General features: G+C 56.7%; 12 protein-coding genes and 4 tRNA genes. 12 read left to right on the top strand and 4 right to left on the bottom strand.

Translation table 11 applies throughout. The features are described 5' to 3' along the window. Nucleotides 1-229: 229 nt before the first annotated feature. Nucleotides 230-1108: a LysR family transcriptional regulator gene (locus tag AC13DJ_RS09555; RefSeq protein WP_199455935.1), complete on the bottom strand. Its 879-nt coding sequence runs from the start codon at nt 1106-1108 to the stop codon at nt 230-232. Nucleotides 1109-1266: 158 nt separating this feature from the next. On the opposite strand from AC13DJ_RS09555, the gene AC13DJ_RS09550 reads away from it, so the two are divergent. Beyond that, complete coding sequence (locus AC13DJ_RS09550) at nt 1267-2037, top strand: ferredoxin--NADP reductase (RefSeq protein WP_232901935.1); 771 nt, start codon at nt 1267-1269, stop codon at nt 2035-2037. Next, complete coding sequence (locus AC13DJ_RS09545) at nt 2037-2870, top strand: hypothetical protein (protein ID WP_442914978.1); 834 nt, start codon at nt 2037-2039, stop codon at nt 2868-2870. Before AC13DJ_RS09550 ends, AC13DJ_RS09545 begins: the two co-directional genes overlap by 1 nt. On the opposite strand, the gene AC13DJ_RS09540 is transcribed toward AC13DJ_RS09545, so the two are convergent. Beyond that, a complete protein-coding gene (locus tag AC13DJ_RS09540) occupies nt 2865-3590 on the bottom strand; it encodes a UDP-2,3-diacylglucosamine diphosphatase (RefSeq protein ID WP_199455938.1) in 726 nt (241 codons plus the stop codon). The two genes, AC13DJ_RS09545 and AC13DJ_RS09540, sit on opposite strands and share 6 nt — an antisense overlap. Then, nucleotides 3587-4087: a peptidylprolyl isomerase gene (locus tag AC13DJ_RS09535; protein ID WP_232901936.1), complete on the bottom strand. Its 501-nt coding sequence runs from the start codon at nt 4085-4087 to the stop codon at nt 3587-3589. Before AC13DJ_RS09535 ends, AC13DJ_RS09540 begins: the two co-directional genes overlap by 4 nt. Nucleotides 4088-5263: 1176 nt before the next feature. Between AC13DJ_RS09535 and ltrA the strand changes: the two genes are divergently transcribed. The 4 genes from ltrA (at nt 5264) to AC13DJ_RS09515 (ending at nt 12581) form a co-directional block, all read left to right on the top strand. Further along, nucleotides 5264-7045: a group II intron reverse transcriptase/maturase gene (gene ltrA / locus AC13DJ_RS09530; RefSeq protein ID WP_482933447.1), complete on the top strand. Its 1782-nt coding sequence runs from the start codon at nt 5264-5266 to the stop codon at nt 7043-7045. 139 nt (nt 7046-7184) lie between these two features. Further along, nucleotides 7185-8864, top strand: a complete 1680-nt coding sequence (locus AC13DJ_RS09525; protein ID WP_474539320.1) for a glutamine--tRNA ligase/YqeY domain fusion protein — start codon at nt 7185-7187, stop codon at nt 8862-8864. Further along, nucleotides 8864-10249, top strand: coding sequence for a cysteine--tRNA ligase (cysS, locus tag AC13DJ_RS09520; protein ID WP_474539322.1), 1386 nt, complete (start codon nt 8864-8866; stop codon nt 10247-10249). The genes AC13DJ_RS09525 and cysS overlap by 1 nt, the downstream gene beginning before the upstream one ends. Before the next feature lie 151 nt (nt 10250-10400). Beyond that, nucleotides 10401-12581 (top strand): malate synthase G, encoded by a 2181-nt coding sequence (locus AC13DJ_RS09515; RefSeq protein ID WP_474539324.1) that lies wholly within the window; start codon nt 10401-10403, stop codon nt 12579-12581. A gap of 270 nt (nt 12582-12851) precedes the next feature. Here the strand turns inward: AC13DJ_RS09515 and folD are convergent, their stop codons facing one another. Beyond that, nucleotides 12852-13712 carry a bifunctional methylenetetrahydrofolate dehydrogenase/methenyltetrahydrofolate cyclohydrolase FolD gene (folD, locus tag AC13DJ_RS09510; RefSeq protein WP_474539326.1) on the bottom strand — a complete coding sequence of 287 codons (861 nt, stop codon included), beginning with the start codon at nt 13710-13712 and terminating at the stop codon, nt 12852-12854. 225 nt (nt 13713-13937) lie between these two features. Between folD and AC13DJ_RS09505 the strand changes: the two genes are divergently transcribed. The 6 genes from AC13DJ_RS09505 (at nt 13938) to clpP (ending at nt 16771) form a co-directional block, all read left to right on the top strand. After that, nucleotides 13938-14014, top strand: a tRNA-Pro gene (locus AC13DJ_RS09505). Between the two features lie 33 nt (nt 14015-14047). Next, nucleotides 14048-14124, top strand: a tRNA-Arg gene (locus AC13DJ_RS09500). Between the two features lie 88 nt (nt 14125-14212). Further along, nucleotides 14213-14288, top strand: a tRNA-His gene (locus AC13DJ_RS09495). A 66-nt stretch (nt 14289-14354) separates the two neighbouring features. Continuing rightward, a tRNA-Leu gene (locus AC13DJ_RS09490) sits at nt 14355-14439 on the top strand. Nucleotides 14440-14656: 217 nt separating this feature from the next. Further along, entirely contained in the window at nt 14657-15961 is a 1305-nt protein-coding gene (tig, locus tag AC13DJ_RS09485) for a trigger factor (RefSeq protein ID WP_474543568.1), read from the top strand. A 174-nt stretch (nt 15962-16135) separates the two neighbouring features. Continuing rightward, the gene (gene clpP / locus AC13DJ_RS09480) at nt 16136-16771 is read left to right on the top strand and encodes an ATP-dependent Clp endopeptidase proteolytic subunit ClpP (protein WP_094624221.1); all 636 of its coding nucleotides are present in this window, start codon (nt 16136-16138) and stop codon (nt 16769-16771) included. The last annotated feature ends 64 nt before the right edge of the window (nt 16772-16835 follow it).

Genomic DNA, 16835 nt, shown 5'->3' with positions numbered 1-16835 from the left:
AAACGCTGGAAGCGAATCAAGGGGTTTGACCAACTGAAGCTGGTCGTGGACAACGTGCAGTTTCAGGATGGAATACAGGTGGAAGATCAATCTGGCAGGAACGCTGCCTGATGGTCATACACCAGATTTGACAATAACTCTCGTGTCCTTTCGTGGATTTAGTGGCAAAAAATTCTTTAATCTTTTCTTTCCGTGTTTTTCAGTGGATTCCGTGGCAAAAAAACAGTCTTTAAAGCTCCTGGCACAAGGTCATCCACCGGGCAATCCCGGCACTTCGGTATTTCTGCTTATGAAGGATGAAGTAGAAATGCCGGTCAAACTGCCGGTGGGGCACTTTCAGGGGCACCAGGCTGCCGCGTTTGAAGGCATCGGCCAGTACCACTTCTGACAGACATCCGATACCCAGGTCCGCTTCCACGGCGCGCTTGATGGCTTCGGTGTGTTCCAGCTCCAGCAATACGTTCAGGTCTGGCAGCAGGCCGTGCATGCCGCGCTCGAAGCTCTGGCGGGTGCCGGAGCCCTGTTCCCTCAGAATCCAGGTGGCGGCGCGCAGGTCGTCGTCGGTCAGTTCGCCCTTTGCTGCCAGCGGGTGGGTAGGGGAGCAGAAGGCTACCAGCCGGTCTTCCCGCCAGGGGATCACTTCCAGTTCCGATGCTTGCAGTTCGCCTTCAATCAAGCCGATGTCCAGCTCAAAGTCCCTGACCCGTTTTGCGATGGTGCTGGTGTTGGCCACTTCCAGCGATACTTTCGGCCGGGTAGGGGTATTCATGTATTGGGCCATCACGCCAACGGCCAGATAGTTACCTATGGTCAGTGTGGCACCTACTTTCAGGGCGCCGACTTCCGAGTGCTTGCTCAGGGCCTGTTCCAGTTCGGTGGCCTGGGCCAGCAGGGACTCGGCCTTGGGCCGGTACAGCCTGCCCAGCTCGTTCAGCTGCAGGCGCTTGCCTACACGGTCGAACAGCTGGATGTCGAACTGGTTTTCCAGTTCCTTAAGGGCACTGCTGGCAGCCGACTGCGACATGGCCAGGGATTCCGCAGCCCGGGTGATGTTCTGGAAGTGGGCGGCGGCAAGGAAGACTTCGAGCTGACGGAAACTGTATTTCATGATTGGTCCGGCACTGTTGCGGCTTTTTTAATGGGTGGGGCCATATTATCGATAAAATCGAACAGGTTTATGAGAACAGCCTGTTTTGTCGATTTCAAGCAAAAGGTTAAACTGGTTACCAATTGATGACTGACCGCAAATAATCTGGCGAGGGCTCCATGAGCAATATGATGAAAGAAACCGTGACCAGTGTGCATCACTGGAACGACACCTTGTTCAGTTTCAAAACCAGCCGGGACCCGGCCTTCCGTTTCAAGAACGGCCACTTTGTGATGATCGGTCTGGAAACCGATGGCAAGCCGCTGATGCGTGCCTACAGCATTGCCAGTGCCAATTACGAGGAAGAACTGGAGTTCTTCTCTATCAAAGTGCCCGATGGCCCGCTGACTTCCCGCCTGCAGCAGATCAAGATAGGTGACGAGATCCTGGTCAGCCGCAAGCCCACCGGCACCCTGGTGCTGGATAACCTGTTGCCGGGCCGCAACCTGTGGCTGATTAGCACCGGTACCGGACTGGCGCCGTTTATGAGCATAATCAAAGACCCGGAAGTGTACGAAGCCTTTGATAAGGTGATCCTTACCCACGGCGTGCGCTACGTGTCTGAGCTGGCGTACCAGCAAGAGATCGACGAATTGCCGGAGAATGAATTCTTTGGCGAGATGGTGTCCGGCAAGCTGCTGTACTACCCGACCGTTACCCGGGAGCCGTTCCGCAACCAGGGCCGCCTGACTGAAGCCATGAAAACCGGCAAGATCACGCGGGATCTGGGCCTGCCGGACTTCGATATCGAGCAGGACCGCTTCATGATTTGCGGCAGCCCGAGCATGCTCAAGGATACCTGCAACATCCTCAACGACATGGGCTTTAAAGAAGCCCGTGGCGGCGACATGGGCCACTATGTTATCGAACGGGCATTTGTAGAGCAGTAATGAAGCCACTGATTTCGCTGTTGCTGACGGCCATGCTGCTGCCCTTGTCCGGGTGCGATGCGGACCGGGACCCGGTGACGGCGGACTCGCTGGCCCTCAAGCCTGCCCAGCTGGACTGGGTGGGCCAGAAAATCTTCGCCAACGAATGCGCCAGCCGGTTTGACTGCCTGGTGCATTGGAATGAAGGCGAAGCCTTTCCGTCTCTGGGTATCGGGCATTTTATCTGGTATCCGGAGGGGGGAGAGGGTCGATTCACAGAAAGTTTTCCCCAGCTTATCCGCTACATGGTGCAACGCCAGGCCAAGGTGCCAGACTGGTTGCGCAACCTCGAGCCCTTCGATGCGCCCTGGCCCGACCGGGCTGCGTTTCTCGCCCTGGAAGATTCTGCCAGGATTGCCGAGTTGAGAGAGTTTCTGGCCGGAACCCAGGGGCTTCAGGCGGAGTTCATTTTTCGACGGGCAGCGGAATCTCTGGGCAAGATCGTGGAGGCCGCTCCGGAGAATCGCCAGGAGCAGGTAAGTGCTCATCTGGAAGCCTTGAGTGCCACTCCCGGCGGCGTATACGCCCTTATGGATTATGTGAACTTCAAGGGAGAGGGGCTGGCAGAAGGTGAGCGTTACCAGGGCCAAGGCTGGGGGCTGTTGCAGGTATTGCTGGAGATGGACGCGGCCGGTGATAAAACGGAACTGCAGTCGTTCCGGGAAGCCGCCGGCCGAGTGCTTACCCGGCGGGCAGAGAATGCCGAGAATCCGATTGAGCGGGAACGCTGGCTGCCAGGCTGGCTGAAGCGGCTGGAAACCTATCGGGAGCCGGCGGGCGGCCCCGAATCATAGCGGGACTTTCTTCAGTTCCGGTTCCTGTCCTGAACGGGCTTCCAGCCACCAAACGTGCGTGTCCCAGTCACCCAGAACAATCCTCCGGGCGGGTTCGCCGTTGGCTTCCAGGTCATGGATGGCCGGGCGGTGAGTGTGGCCGTGGATCATCAGCTGTACGCCATGATGTTCAAGCTCTTTCACCACTTCTTCGGGCGTGACATCCATGATGTCTTCGGCTTTGCCCTGATTCTTGGCCATGGACATCTGGCGCAGCTGTCGCGCCATCTGCTGGCGGTCTTCCAGTGGGCGGGCCAGCATCATTTTCTGCATCTGCGGATTGCGCATGTTGGCCCGGAACTTCTGGTATTCCACATCGGCGGTGCACAGGCTGTCGCCATGCATCAGCAGGGCAGGGGTGCCGTACAGGTCTATCACGGTGGGGTCGTCCAGCAAGGTGGCGCCGGCCCGCTCGCAGTAGTCGTTGCCGATCAGGAAGTCACGGTTGCCGTGCATCAGAAAAATCTCTGTGCCGCTGTCCCGTACTTCACGGAGCGCTGCGGCTACCTGTTCCTGTAGCGGCGTGCGTTCGTCGTCGCCAATCCAGGCTTCAAAGAAGTCGCCCAGAATGTACAGCTGCTCCACACCCATGGCGTGGGTTTTCAGGAACCCGAGAAAAGCGCCCGTGATGTCCGGGCGCGATTCTTCCAGGTGCAGGTCGGAGATAAACAGCGTGGTCACGCGTCCTCCAGAACCTCGGCCTTCTCGATAACCACGTCCTCGAAGGGAACGTCCTGGTGGCCGGCGTTCATGGTGGTGCGAACGGCGCGGATCTGATTCACCGTGTCCATGCCGTCAACAACCTTACCGAACACGCAGTAACCCCAGCCTTCGGCATTCTTGGCAGTGTGGTCCAGGAAGCCGTTGTCCTGCACGTTGATGAAGAACTGGGCAGTTGCGGAGTGCGGGTCCATGGTGCGGGCCATGGCGATGGTGCCGGTTTTGTTGCTCAGGCCGTTGTCGGCTTCGTTCTGGATCGGCTCGCGGGTTTTGCGCGGAGTCATGCCCGGCTCGAAGCCGCCGCCCTGGATCATGAAATTGCTGATTACCCGGTGGAAGATCAGGCCATCGTAGAAACCTTCACGAACATACTGTTCGAAGTTCTTGGCGGTTTCCGGCGCGTTTTGGTAGTCCAGTTCCAGTTTGATATCACCGAGGTTGGTTTTCAGCAGAATCATCAGGGCTTCCTGTAGTTTGAGGTCGGAATGATCAAAGTCGCTATTGTACTGAAGAGTTTCGTTGTGTGCATGAGTCCTGAGACTATTTGTGAGTATAATAGGCGGTTTCGTGCGACACGTTATCGTGTCGTGTGATTGGTGGTAGCTAGCCTTGGCACCAGAAATCATTGATATTCAATGATTTGAAGCCGAAAATAGCATACTAAGCATAGCTGAATAGCTAAACTGGGCGAACAGCTCAGGAAAAATATCGGACCATCCGATACAAGAAATCTACGGCTATCCGATCAATAAGTGATCGATTTTCGTGATTTCTTAAAGCTGAAGGACAATTTTTTGTAAAAAATTGTTACAGAGCACGAAGCCCTACCTATAGGGGATCACGACCCCTACGGGGTTCGTGCGCCCTCTAAATAGGTTACTGAGTGCAATGTCTCTAAAGTCGCGAGACTTGAGTGCTTAGTATCCAACCACGCGGAGCGAAAGCTCTGTCTGTTAATGTCCGGCTGATCGCCTGCCTGGCGAAAGGTATCGGATCCTCGCATGTACCTGCGAGTTCACTACGACGGCATGCTATTGGGGCCAACCCGATGGTGTGAAGCCCGTCTGACAATGTCGCATTCCCAGAGATTATCCAACTCGGCGACGAGATGGATATCAACTCCGAATCGCACGGAGTTGGTGCGGCTAGTGACCCCTCCCTACGGTTAACACATGTGAATCATCGACAAACCCATCGTAACTATTGACGGGCCTACGGCGATTATCGGCCCCAGCCAAAAATCGGCAACGCGGTTGGTCATTACTGTGGAACTAAGTGATGCGGTACCGAAGAACCGCCGGTGGATAGATGGAACCTACGGGGATGGATTGGTGACAGACAGGGAACGTGGAAACCCTGATCTCTGGCCCAGCAAAGGGCAGGCAACGCGCAAGCGAAGCTGATCAGAGTGAGGAGTAGGAAGGTGCAAAAAGCAAATGGCTGGCTGTAATGGCGAGCATAGCGGCTGAAACACGCCGACGTGGGAAACCATGGCTGACGTGCACCTGGTCTATTAGCGTGATGACACTTGCCGATTTCGGCGAGGATTAAAGCAACGAACCCGAGGGGGTAGATATCCCCCTCGGGGGACATCTGCCTCCGGAGGATTCTTTAAATTCCTCAAGGAGGACAGTATGAAAACAAATCTGGCTTACCCAGAAACGTCTGCGTCTTCCAGCAGCAGGGTAACATCTTGGCAAGAGGTTCCTTGGGCCACGGTGGAAACCACTGTTCGAAAAACGCAGTTGAGAATCGCGCAGGCGGCAAAAGACGAAAACTGGCGGAAGGTAAAACGCCTCCAACGGTTGTTAGTCAGCTCGTTCTACGGCCGATGTTTGGCCGTTAAACGAGTAACCGAAAACCAGGGCAAAAAAACGCCCGGAGTGGACGGTATCACCTGGGGGACGCCCAGTGCCAAATGGTGTGCTGTACAAAGTCTGTCAGAGAAACGCGGCTATCGACCCAAGCCCCTAAAACGGGTATGGATTCCAAAGCCCGGCAAAAAGGAGAAGCGTCCGCTTGGCATTCCAGTCATGCTGGATCGTGCCATGCAAGCGCTTCATGTCCTTGCCCTTGAACCCGTTGTTGAGGTCACAAGCGATCCGAAATCCTATGGGTTTCGACCAGATCGCTCGACGGCCGACGCGATGGTGGAGCTTTTCCATCTGCTGGCACCGCAAACCGGTGCGCAGTGGATTCTGGAAGCCGACATCAAGGGGTTCTTTGACAACATCAACCATGAGTGGCTGAGTCGCAATGTCTGTATGGACAAGGCAATCCTCAGAAAGTGGTTGAAAGCCGGGGTTATCGACCGGCAACAGTACTCGGCTACCACAGCCGGAACACCACAGGGCGGGATCATTTCGCCTAGCTTGGCAAACGCCACTCTGAACGGCCTGGAAGCTCAACTGAAATGCCATCTGGCTGATCAGCTTGGAAAAACAAAAGCCGGGAAGAGAAAGGTGCATGTGATACGGTATGCGGATGACTTCGTCGTACTAGCAGACTCCAAAGAGCTGTTGGCGGACGTCATCAAGCCTTGGATAGAGCAATTCCTTGCACAGCGAGGCGTTGAACTGTCACAAGCGAAAACGCACCTGACTCACATCACCGAGGGGTTCGACTTTCTGGGGTGGAATTTCAGAAAGTATGTGCCGAAATCGCCGTACCGGAAGCCAAAGCTGCTGATCAAGCCCTCAAAGAAGAGCGTGAAAACGTTCTATCGGAGGGTAAGCGATGTCATTAAAAGCAGCGGCGCGCTAACGCAAGAGGCGCTCATCGCGCAACTGAACCCGATGCTGCGGGGGTGGGCCAGTTACCATTCCCCAGTCGTGGCGAAGGAAATCTTCAGTAAACTGGAAAATCTGATTTTCTGGCGACTCTGGAGGTGGGCAAAACGCAGGCATCCGAATAAGTCCGCTAATTGGATCAGGAAGAAATACTTCCATCACATAGGCGGTCGGAAACGGGTATTTGCGTACCCCTACATAAATCGCAGAGGGGAGAGGGCCTACCGGGAACTGTATTACCTGCCTGGAACGCCCATCGTGCGCCATAAACGTCTACCGGTTGATTATCAGCCCTATGACGTAGAGCACGAACTGAAGTGGGAAGCTCTCAGAGTTCAGCGGCAACGGCACAAACTGCGTTTCCGTAAACAGATCATGAGCCTGTATATCCGGCAAAAAGGACTCTGTGCACTCTGTGGGCAACCGGTGACGGAGGTAACAGGCTGGCACGACCATCACATCATTCGACGTGTGGACGGCGGCCCCGATACCTTACAGAATCGGGTACTACTTCATCCCAACTGCCACGCCCAGGTTCATAGCCAGGGCGGAACAAAGGTGACTCTTAAGTGGAGCGGCATTAGAATGCGCTCTACTGAGCGAGCTGCCGGTCAGGCGAAGGCCTGACTTAAATAGGCTTGAGCCGTATGCGGGGAAACTCGCACGTACGGTTCTTAGGGGGGGATGGGCCAGTAATGGCCTGTCCCTACCCGACACGGAGCCTTCGGATTGCTCCCATGTTTCATCCCCCGTTGACAGAGATTGTATGAGCGCCGAGTCGAAGAAAGCCCACAACTTTATTCAAAGCCTGATCGAAGATGCCATCGCCAAGGGCGAGCACACCGGCACGGTCGTTACCCGTTTTCCGCCGGAGCCCAATGGATATCTGCACGTTGGTCACGCCAAGTCCATTTGCCTGAACTTCGGCATTGCCGAAACCTTCGGTGGCGAATGCAACCTGCGCTTTGATGACACCAACCCGGAAAAAGAAAGCCAGGAGTATATCGACGCCATCAAGCAGGATGTCGAGTGGCTGGGTTACAAATGGGCAGACGAAGTACTCTACGCTTCCGATTACTTTGACCAGCTGTATTTATTCGCGGAAGAGCTGATCCAGAAGGGCAAGGCCTATGTGTGCGCGCTGAATGCCGAACAGATGGCCGAGTACCGGGGTTCCCTGAAAGAGCCGGGCAAGAACAGCCCGTACCGGGACCGTCCGGTGGAAGAGAGCCTGCAGTTGTTCCGGGATATGCGCGACGGCAAGTTCCAGAACGGCGAGCTGGTGTTGCGGGCCAAGATTGACATGGCCTCCCCGAACATCAACATGCGGGACCCGATCCTGTACCGCATTCGCTATGCCGACCACCACCAGACCGGCAGCAAGTGGTGCATCTACCCGATGTACGACTTTACCCACCCGATTTCCGATGCCCTGGAAGGGATTACCCATTCCCTGTGTACCCTGGAGTTTGAAGATCACCGGCCGCTGTACGACTGGGTGCTGGATAACATCACCATTCCGTGCCACCCGCGCCAGATCGAATTTGCCCGGCTCAACCTGAACTACACCATCACCAGCAAGCGCAAGCTGAAGCGGCTGGTGGACGAAAACGTGGTCGACGGCTGGAACGATCCCCGGATGCCGACCATTTCGGGCATGCGTCGCCGTGGCTATACCCCGGAATCCATCCGCAGCTTCTGCGACATGATCGGTGTGAACAAGGCTGGCGGTACCGTGGATGTGGGCATGCTGGAATATGCCATTCGCGAAGACCTGAACGACCGGGCACCCCGCGCCATGTGCGTGATGCGGCCGCTCAAGGTAACCCTGACCAACTACCCGGCCGACCAGGTTGAAACCCTGACCCTGCCGGTGCACCCGCAGAAGCCGGATATGGGCGAGCGGGAAGTCACCTGGAGCCAGACCCTGTACATCGACCGGGAAGACTTCGAGATGGAACCACCGCGCAAGTGGAAGCGGCTGGCTCCGGACCAGGCAGTGCGCCTGCGCGGCGGTTACGTGATGACCTGCAAAGAGGTTGTGCGTGATGACAGCGGCGAGATTGTCGAGCTGAAGTGCGAATACGATCCGAACACCCTGGGCGTGAACCCCGAAGGCTACAAGCCTAACGGCGTGATTCACTGGGTATCGGCCAGTGACAGCGTTGAGTCCGACATCAATCTGTACGACCGCCTGTTCAACCACGAGAATCCGGACAGCGACAAGGAAGGCGACTTCCTGGACCACCTGAACCCGGACTCCCTGGTGGTGCTGAAGGGCGCGCGGGTAGAGAAGAGCCTGGCCGAGCCGCGCACCGACCTGCCGTACCAGTTCGAGCGGGAAGGTTATTTCTTCTGCGACCAGGAACTGACCGCCAAGGCCGGCAAGCCGGTGTTTAATCGTACCGTGACCCTGAGGGATTCCTGGGGCAAGGGAGGCAATTAATGCGCATCTACAACACGCTGACGCAGCAAAAGGAAGAGTTCAAAACCATCGAGCCGGGCAAGGTGCGCATGTATGTGTGCGGCATGACGGTTTACGACTACTGCCACCTGGGCCATGCCCGGGTGCTGGTGGCCTTCGATGTGATTACCCGGTACCTGCGCCACCGTGGTTATGATGTGCACTACGTGCGCAACATTACCGATATCGACGACAAGATCCTGCGTCGGGCGGACGAAAACGGTGAGGTCTACACCGACCTGACCGGCCGCATGATCCACGCCATGCACGAAGACGAAGCGCGTCTGGGCGTGCTGGCGCCCAATGATGAGCCCCGGGCGACGGCGTACATCGACGATATCATCGCCATGATCCAGACCCTGATTTCCGGTGGCCACGCCTATGCGGCTGACAACGGCGATGTGTACTTTGCGGTGGATTCGTTCCCGGATTACGGCAAGCTCAGCAAGAAAAAGCTGGAAGACCTGCTGGCAGGTGCCCGGGTGGATGTGCAGGAAGCCAAGCGCAGCCCGGCCGACTTCGCCCTGTGGAAAGCCGCCAAGCCGGGCGAGGTGAGCTGGGATTCACCCTGGGGTGAAGGCCGACCTGGCTGGCACATCGAGTGCTCTGCCATGTCTACCAAGTGCCTGGGTGATACCTTCGATATCCACGGCGGCGGCCCGGACCTGCTGTTCCCGCACCACGAGAACGAGATTGCCCAGTCCGAGTGCGCCACTGGCCACAAGTTTGTGCACACCTGGATGCACGCCGGCGCCATTCGTGTAAATAAAGAAAAGATGTCCAAGTCTCTGGGCAACTTCTTCACCATCCGCGAGATCCTGGAAAAATACCCGGCGGAAGTGGTGCGCTACTTCCTGGTGTCCAGCCACTACCGCAGCCAGGTCGACTATTCCGAAGACAACCTGGCCGAAGCTGGCCGCACGCTGACCAAGCTGTATCACGCCCTGCGTGGCATTACGCCGGCCAAAGAAGCCGATGTGCCGGAGTCCGACCATGATCGTCGGTTTGCCGAGGCTATGGAGGACGATTTCAACACCGCCGGCGCCATTGCTGTGTTGCACGCGGTAGCTAATGACATCAACCATCAGCGCCGGGGAGGTGACGAAGAGGCTGCCAAGCGCAGTGCGGCCGTGTTGGTGCGTTTGGGTGCGGTGCTGGGCTTGCTGCAGCAGGACCCGGAAGCGTTCTTCCAGGCGGATACCGGCAGTGAGCTGACGGCGGAAGATATCGAGGCGATGATCCAGGCCCGCGCCGACGCGCGCAAGGGGAAGGATTTTGCCGAAGCAGACCGCATTCGCGATGAACTGCTGGACAAGGGCATTATCCTGGATGACAGCCGGGAAGGAACCACCTGGCGCCGCGCCTGAGATCCGGTTGATACACATAAAGTCGCATTGTGCTGAGTGGGAATGACCTTGTAGGGATTTTCACGTACAATACGCCGCTCAAATACTAATGCCCCCGCACCTGGTGCGCTAAGGGGGGGTCGGGAAACATAACCCATCGAGGCAAGCAACGATGACAGAACGCGTTCAAGTTGGCGGCATTCAGATCGCCAAGAATCTGTACGATTTCGTAAACAACGAAGCGATCCCGGGTACCGGCGTTGACGCTGACAAATTCTGGGCCGAGTTCGACAAGATTGTGAACGAGCTGGCTCCGCGCAACCGCGACCTGCTGGTCAAGCGCGACGAGATCCAGGAAAAAATGGACACCTGGAACCGTGATCATAAAGGCCAGAAGCTGGACATGGCCGAGTACAAGGCTTTCCTGAAAGAGATCGGTTACCTGGTTGACGAGCCGGCGGATTTCAAAATTTCTACCGCCAACGTAGACCCGGAAATCGCCACCATGGCCGGCCCGCAGCTGGTTGTGCCGATCATGAACGCCCGTTTCGCGCTGAACGCCGCCAATGCCCGTTGGGGTAGCCTTTACGATGCCCTGTACGGCACCGATGCTATTTCCGAGGAAGGCGGTGCCGAGAAAGGCCGTGGTTACAACCCGGTTCGTGGTGCCAAGGTTATCGAGTGGGCCCGCAAACTGCTGGACGGCTCCGCGCCCCTGGCTTCCGGCAGCCATAAAGATGCCGCAAAATACTACATCGACGGCGGCAAGCTGGCGGTAAAACTGCAGAACGGTGAAGTGACCGGCCTGAAAGACGAGTCCGGCTTTGTGGGTTACACCGGCGCTGCCGATGCACCTACCGGTATTCTGCTGGTGAAGAACGGCATGCACTTCGAAATCCAGGTCGATGCCAGCCATCCCATCGGTAAAGACGACGGTGCCAACGTTAAAGACGTTCTGATGGAGTCAGCCCTGACCACCATCATGGACTGCGAAGACTCCGTAGCTGCGGTAGATGCCGACGACAAGGTTCTGGCCTACAAAAACTGGCTGGGCCTGATGAAGGGCGACCTGGAAGAGTCCTTCGAGAAAGGCGGTCAGATGATGACCCGCCGCATGAACGGCGACCGCACCTACACCGGTGCTGACGGCAGCGAAGTTACCCTGAAGGGCCGCAGCCTGCTGTTCGTTCGTAACGTAGGCCACCTGATGACCAACCCCGCTATCCTGCTGAAAGACGGCAACGAAATTCCGGAAGGTCTGCTGGATGGCCTGGTCACTTCCCTGATTGCGATTCACGACCTGAAAGGCGACGGCAAATTCCAGAACAGCACCAAGGGTTCTGTGTACATTGTTAAGCCCAAGCAGCACGGCCCGGAAGAAGTAGCCTTCACCAACGAATTCTTCGGCCGCGTTGAAGATGCCCTTGGCCTGCCGCGCTTTACCCTGAAAGTCGGCATTATGGACGAAGAGCGTCGCACCACGGTTAACCTGAAAGCCTGTATCCACGCTGCCAAAGAGCGCACCGTGTTTATCAATACCGGCTTCCTGGACCGTACCGGCGACGAGATTCACACCTCCATGGAGCTGGGTCCGTTTATCCGTAAGGGTGAGATGAAGCAGGCGGCCTGGATCAGCGCCTACGAACAGTGGAACGTGGACATCGGCCTGGAAACCGGCCTGTCTGGTGTTGCCCAGATCGGTAAGGGCATGTGGGCCATGCCAGACCTGATGGCTGGCATGCTGGAAGCCAAGATCGGTCATCCGAAAGCGGGTGCCAACACGGCATGGGTTCCGTCTCCGACTGCCGCCACCCTGCACGCCACGCACTACCACAAGGTGAATGTGTTCGACGTACAGAAAGAGCTGGCTAACCGCGAGCGCGCGTCTCTGGACGACATTCTGACTGTGCCGGTGATGGAAGATCCGTCTGCCCTGACGGCCGAAGACATCCAGCAAGAGCTGGACAACAACGCCCAGGGTATCCTCGGCTACGTAGTTCGCTGGATCGATTCCGGCGTTGGCTGCTCCAAGGTGCCGGATATTAACGACATCGGCCTGATGGAAGACCGCGCAACCCTGCGTATCTCTTCCCAGCTGCTGACCAACTGGCTGTACCACGGTATCTGCACCGAAGAGCAGATCATGGAAACCATGAAGCGCATGGCTGCCGTGGTCGACAAGCAGAACGCCGGCGATGCCGGGTACCGCAACATGGCGCCGAACTTCGACGACAGCATTGCCTTCCAGGCGGCTGTGGACCTGGTTCTGAAAGGTCGCGAACAGCCGGCCGGCTATACTGAGCCGCTGCTGCACGCCTATCGTCAGAAGGCGAAAGCCAAGTACGGTCAGTAAGACCGGACACAAAAAACCCCGCCTCGGCGCAAGGCGTTTGCCTTAAGTGTGGCTGGCAAAATAGAGAAGAGGCGGAACTCATTGTTTCGCCTCTTCTTTTTTGCGTTTGTCATTTATGGTTTTTAGGAAAGATATTTTTCCAGAAATTTAGGTGTCCAAGATTGCTGAAAGCCGCTCACTGAACGGCTTTCGAGTAATTGCCAGTTTTTCTGGCAACACATAAGGTAAACGCCTTGGCCTCGGCGGGGTTTTTTAATGCCTGGCTAAAAGCTAGACGTCTGCATGCAGCACATCCGCCGCATACAAGGTGTTCTCCAGCAGCGTGGCAATGGTCATGGGCCCCACACCACCGGGAACCGGGGTAATGTAAGCGGCCCGCGCGGCTGCCGCCTCAAAGTCCACGTCGCCACACAGTTTTCCATCGGGCATCCGGTTAATGCCTACATCAATCACCGTAGCGCCGGGTTTTACCCATTCGCCCTTGATGATGCCGGGTTTGCCCACGGCGGCGACCAGGATGTCGGCTTCGCTGACAAACTTCTCCAGGTTGTCGGTAAAGCGGTGACATACCGTAGTGGTGGCGCCTTTGAGTAGTAATTCCATGCACATGGGGCGGCCAACGATGTTGGAGGCGCCCACAATTACGGCGTGCTGGCCTTTATAGGGTGTGCCAACGGAATCCAGCAGGGTAATCACGCCAGCCGGTGTGCAGGGGCGCAGGGCGGGCTTGCGCTGCATCAGGCGGCCGATGTTGTAGGGGTGGAAGCCGTCCACATCTTTGTCCGGACGAATTTTTACCAGGATCGGGTCTGCGTCCAGGTGTGAGGGCAGGGGAAGCTGTACCAGGATGCCGTCTACCGTCGGGTTTTCGTTCAGCTCGTCTACCAGGGCTTCCAGAGCCTGCTGGGAGGTGTCTGCGGGCAGGTCGTAAGACAGTGAAAGGATACCGGCCTGTTCGCAAGCCTTGCGCTTGTTGCCTACATAAACCTGCGAGGCGGGATCGTTGCCGACCAGGACCACGGCCAGGCCTGGTACACGAAGCCCCTTCTGTTTGCGGGCTTCCACGCCGGCAGCAACCCGCTGCCGGACCTGTGCGGCAATGTCTTTTCCGTTAATCAGTTTGGCGCTCATGTTTCCGTCTTGTCGGTTGGGCATGAATAGTGGTGAAGTGAGGCCGCGCATTGTCTCATGCTTCGGCGTGAACGCCAATGTGGCTTCCCGGAGGGAACCTTTGCCGGGGCAGGCAGTCTTCTGAATCAACGTTATACGCAGGTTTTTTAAAAACCATGTTGACGGATGCCTCAGGCGCCGGTAATATGCGCGCCAACTTTGCTGAGGCACTTGTTGTTCAGTTAACGGGGTATAGCGCAGTCTGGTAGCGCGCCTGCTTTGGGAGCAGGATGTCGGGAGTTCGAATCTCTCTACCCCGACCATTTTTCTGGATGTTCAGGTGGGCGAACGGTCAAGCGCCCGTAGCTCAGCTGGATAGAGCATCCGCCTTCTAAGCGGATGGTCGCAGGTTCGAGTCCTGCCGGGCGCGCCATACTGCTCGACGCAGGTTGGCACCGGACTCGCCGAACCAGCAAAGTTGAAGTAAGCAGATGCGTACCGTAAGGTACCTCCCTGATGTGGTGGACGTAGCTCAGTTGGTAGAGCTCAGGATTGTGACTCCTGCGGTCGAGGGTTCGAACCCCTTCGTCCACCCCACTTTTCCCCTTGTTTGTTTCCGCGGTTCTGACCTTCCTGTTACGGGATCAGTCCTGCGCCGGATACGCGAGAGTGGCGGAATTGGTAGACGCACTGGATTTAGGTTCCAGCGGGGCAACCCGTGAGAGTTCAAGTCTCTCCTCTCGCACCACCCTTTCTTTTTTCTGATTTGTCCCCATCTTTTGTCCAGTCCGGTTGTGGTGCTGGTCTCAATCCGTTATTCCGGCGTGTCGGGTGATTCTCTCGGCAGGGTAAACCGTGATAAACTACCGGCTTTTAATTTTGCGTTCCTTTGAGGTGAATCGCTTCATTCGGGATTTTGTTTTAATTTTCATTCACATACAGAATCTGTAATTTGAGGATCTTCCATGCAAGTGTCTGTTGAAACGACCTCCAACATCGAGCGTCGCATGACGATTGGTGTGCCCGCCCAGGAAATCGACCAGGCGGTCCAGAAACGCCTGCAGGAAACTGCCCGTACTGTTCGCCTGAACGGTTTCCGCCCTGGCAAGGTGCCCATGAGCGTGGTCAAGCGTCGTTTCGGTGACAGCATCCGCCAGGAAATTGTTGGCGAGGTTATGCGCGACAACTACATCAAGGCACTGCAGGAGCAGGACGTTAACCCGGCTGGCTGGCCGCGGTTCGAGCCGAAGACCATGGAAGAGGGCAAAGACCTCGAGTTCGTGGCTATCTTCGAAGTGCTGCCGGAAATCGAACTGGGCGACCTGAGCAAGGTTGAAGTCGAGAAGCCGGTGTCTGAAGTGACTGACAAAGACATCGATACCATGATCGATAACCTGCGTCGTCAGCAGGCCACCATGAAGGAAGTGAAGCGCAAGTCCAAGAACAAGGACGTTGTGACCATCGACTTCAAAGGCTCCATCGACGGTGAAGAGTTTGAAGGCGGCTCCGCTGAAAGCCATCGCCTGACCCTGGGCTCCGGCCAGATGATTCCGGGCTTCGAGAAGGGCATTGTTGGCGGTAAGGCCGGCGAAGAGCTGGAAATCGACGTAGAATTCCCGGCGGATTACCACAACGAAGACCTGGCCGGTAAGCCTGCCAAGTTCGCTATCACTATCCACAAGGTTGAAGAGCCTCAGCTGCCCGAGCTGGACCAGGAGTTCTTCAAGCGTTTCGGTATCGAAGCCGAAGACGAAGCCGCCTTCCGTGAGGAAGTGAAGAAGAACATGGAGCGCGAGCTCAAGCAGGCGGTTTCCAACAAGGTCAAGAACGACGTTGTTGAAGGCCTGCTGGCGACCACCGAGCTGGACATTCCGTCTGCCCTGGTAGACCAGGAAATCGACCGTCTGCGCCAGGACGCTGTTCAGCGTTTCGGTGGCCAGGTTGACTTCCAGCAGCTGCCGAAGGAAATCTTTGAAGACCAGGCCAAGCGCCGCGTGAAGACCGGCCTGCTGTTCCAGGAAGTGGTCAAGAAGAACGACCTGAAGGCCGACGACGCCAAGGTTGAAGAGAAAATCCAGGAAATCGCTTCTACCTACGAGCAGCCGGACGAGGTTATCGCCCACTTCAGCAGCAACCCGGACCAGAAGGCCCAGGTTGAGTCTTCTGTACTGGAAGATGCCGTGGTTGACCACGTCCTGGCCCAGGCCAAGGTGACCGAGAAGAAAATGAAGTACGAAGAAGCGGTAGCCGCTGGTCAGCAGCAGCGCTGATCAGGCCCGGGCCTGGTGCCCGGTGCCGCTTTCTGGAAACAGCCGGCGTGTCCGGCTGTTTTCATCTGGGCTTACTGCTGGCAGAGTATAAGTATTCAGGGGTGTCCTGATCGCCGATTCAGGATATCCTCCGCAGAAGTCCATGCCCATTGTCCATAAGGAGTTCAGGCGCACATGACGCAGAAACCGTTTGATGGCCCTACAATGATAACCAGCGCCGGTCTGGTGCCGATGGTAATTGAACAGACGGCACGTGGAGAGCGTTCCTTCGACATTTATTCACGTCTGCTCAAGGAGCGGGTGATTTTCCTGGTTGGCCCGGTTGAAGATCACATGGCGAACCTTGTGGTTGCCCAGCTGCTGTTCCTGGAATCCGAAAACCCGGACAAAGATATCCACCTGTACATCAACAGCCCAGGTGGCTCCGTAACTGCGGGCATGTCTATCTACGACACCATGCAGTTCATCAAGCCGGACGTTTCTACCCTGTGTATTGGCCAGGCGGCCAGCATGGGTGCTTTCCTGCTTGCCGGTGGTGCCAAGGGCAAGCGTGCCTGCCTGCCCAATTCCCGCGTGATGATCCACCAGCCGCTGGGCGGATATCAGGGCCAGGCAACGGATATCGAGATCCACACCCGCGAGATCCTGAAGATTCGCCATACCCTGAACTCCATTCTGGCCCACCATACCGGCCAGGATCTGGAGACCATCGCCCGTGATACCGACCGTGATAATTTCATGGACCCGGTCCAGGCGAAGGAGTACGGGTTGATCGATACAGTACTTGATAAGCGCGTATCGAATAACTAATACTGAAAGTCATCGCATCATCCCTGGTCGGCGTACTGTTTGATTGCGCCGACCAACGAAGAAC

The sequence above is a fragment of the Marinobacter sp. L-46 genome, from assembly GCF_056859535.1.
The sequence above is the reverse complement of the archived record's forward strand: the minus strand, read 5'-3'. Positions and strand labels throughout refer to the sequence as shown.

Excerpts from the sequence above, each read along its gene's own strand:
- AC13DJ_RS09550 (WP_232901935.1), top strand. The coding sequence starts at position 1,267 with ATGAGCAATATGATGAAAGAAACCGTGACCAGTGTGCATCACTGGAAC.
- AC13DJ_RS09555 (WP_199455935.1), bottom strand. The coding sequence starts at position 1,108 with ATGAAATACAGTTTCCGTCAGCTCGAAGTCTTCCTTGCCGCCGCCCAC.
- clpP (WP_094624221.1), top strand. The coding sequence starts at position 16,136 with ATGACGCAGAAACCGTTTGATGGCCCTACAATGATAACCAGCGCCGGT.
- ltrA (WP_482933447.1), top strand. The coding sequence starts at position 5,264 with ATGAAAACAAATCTGGCTTACCCAGAAACGTCTGCGTCTTCCAGCAGC.
- AC13DJ_RS09535 (WP_232901936.1), bottom strand. The coding sequence starts at position 4,087 with ATGATTCTGCTGAAAACCAACCTCGGTGATATCAAACTGGAACTGGAC.
- folD (WP_474539326.1), bottom strand. The coding sequence starts at position 13,712 with ATGAGCGCCAAACTGATTAACGGAAAAGACATTGCCGCACAGGTCCGG.
- tig (WP_474543568.1), top strand. The coding sequence starts at position 14,657 with ATGCAAGTGTCTGTTGAAACGACCTCCAACATCGAGCGTCGCATGACG.
- cysS (WP_474539322.1), top strand. The coding sequence starts at position 8,864 with ATGCGCATCTACAACACGCTGACGCAGCAAAAGGAAGAGTTCAAAACC.
- AC13DJ_RS09525 (WP_474539320.1), top strand. The coding sequence starts at position 7,185 with ATGAGCGCCGAGTCGAAGAAAGCCCACAACTTTATTCAAAGCCTGATC.
- AC13DJ_RS09515 (WP_474539324.1), top strand. The coding sequence starts at position 10,401 with ATGACAGAACGCGTTCAAGTTGGCGGCATTCAGATCGCCAAGAATCTG.
- AC13DJ_RS09545 (WP_442914978.1), top strand. The coding sequence starts at position 2,037 with ATGAAGCCACTGATTTCGCTGTTGCTGACGGCCATGCTGCTGCCCTTG.